The organism is Pedobacter sp. HMWF019, assembly GCF_003061025.1.
Classification (GTDB): domain Bacteria; phylum Bacteroidota; class Bacteroidia; order Sphingobacteriales; family Sphingobacteriaceae; genus Pedobacter.
The window spans coordinates 1-1334 of record NZ_QAIL01000121.1 but is presented as its reverse complement, the minus strand read 5'-3'; the positions used below and the strand labels follow the sequence as shown (position 1 = coordinate 1334).

Below are 1334 nucleotides of genomic sequence, written 5' to 3'. Positions count from 1 at the left end.
ATCAAGAATTAACCCACCGAATCACTCACCGATCTTGTTTCTTTTTTTAGCTGCAACTGCTATATAGTGAATTTAAGTATAAACTCGTCTATATTTATAACCACTACCTAACATCTAGGGAAAAGGTTAAAATCCGATTTTGATTGGGATGTTTATGATTTGTATGGAGCACAAAAACTTAGACTTTTTAATATAAATACATTTAAAACGAACTTACTTTCTGGATGATTTGCGAAGTTCTTAATATAAAAATCAATTGTAACCTATGGTCGAAATGACGAAAGATTCATTGTTAGGCATCCTTTTGTATTTTTGGCAATGACTTGAATTCGTGTAAAAATGTATTGATGGCTTCCAACTGTTCCATGATAACATAAACAACCTTAGCTCTATACCTATCAGGCTCCTTCTTCATAAATCGAAATGCACCCATAGAAACATCAAAACGGCCAAACAAGACAATGCTTTGTACATAAAGTTCATTCATAGATTTCTTAAGCTGAACGATATACCTTTTCCCCTCCTTTTGATTCTCTGCGATCCTATCAAAAACTTCATCAGTTAAGTATTTATAAGCTTGTTCAATTCGGCTATAAGCCTCACTTGATAGCGGAAGGTTGGTATCACGTACTTCAGCAAGCAAATCAGAGAACAATTGAAGGCTATCTTTGTCTTTCATAAATGGTAGATTATAACAATTATTATTCCGAAGCCATCCTTTAAAACACCATTTGTTGGATTAAATATCCAATTTTAATCCAATCACAGGTCCCACATTAACTTCAAAGCAGTTGTCAAATATATAAAGAAATTACTGCCTTAGAATAAACCTCTCAAATCCAATAAAAAAACGCTATCTCATATGAACATCGGTAAAAGTATTTCCACTATTAGAAAAGCATTAGGAATAAAACAAAACAGCTTAATGCAAGGCCTTGGACTCAGTAGATATGCTGTTTCTAAAATTGAAAGCAGGATATCTTAAAGATAATAAGATTTGCAGTCAAACCGGTTCGGGCTTGGAACATCCATATGATTTTTCTGATTTGATTGAAAAAATGAAAATAGAAAAAAAGAGCCTGGAAGAGCGGTTAATCAAAAGTGAACAAGAAAATTATAAAACCGCCCTTACAATGTGCAAGGGCAGTTACGTATATCAATTGTTTTGATAGGAAATACCTTCAATTAAGTGTTACTTGATTATTTTGAAAAAGATTTCTTTTCCATCTTCAGAGCAGAGCAGGAGTTCACCTGCAGTTCTTTTTTTAGTATAGTTAGTTAATTTATTACGAAAAGAAGCCAACAGTCATCAACATAGGTTGATTGTATTTAGG

The 1334-nt window shown here is 32.9% G+C and carries 1 protein-coding gene; it reads right to left on the bottom strand.

From position 1 onward, the window contains the following. Positions 1–292: 292 nt before the first annotated feature. Entirely contained in the window at positions 293–679 is a 387-nt protein-coding gene (locus DBR11_RS07570; protein WP_108551201.1) for a hypothetical protein, read from the bottom strand. Positions 680–1334 lie beyond the last annotated feature (655 nt).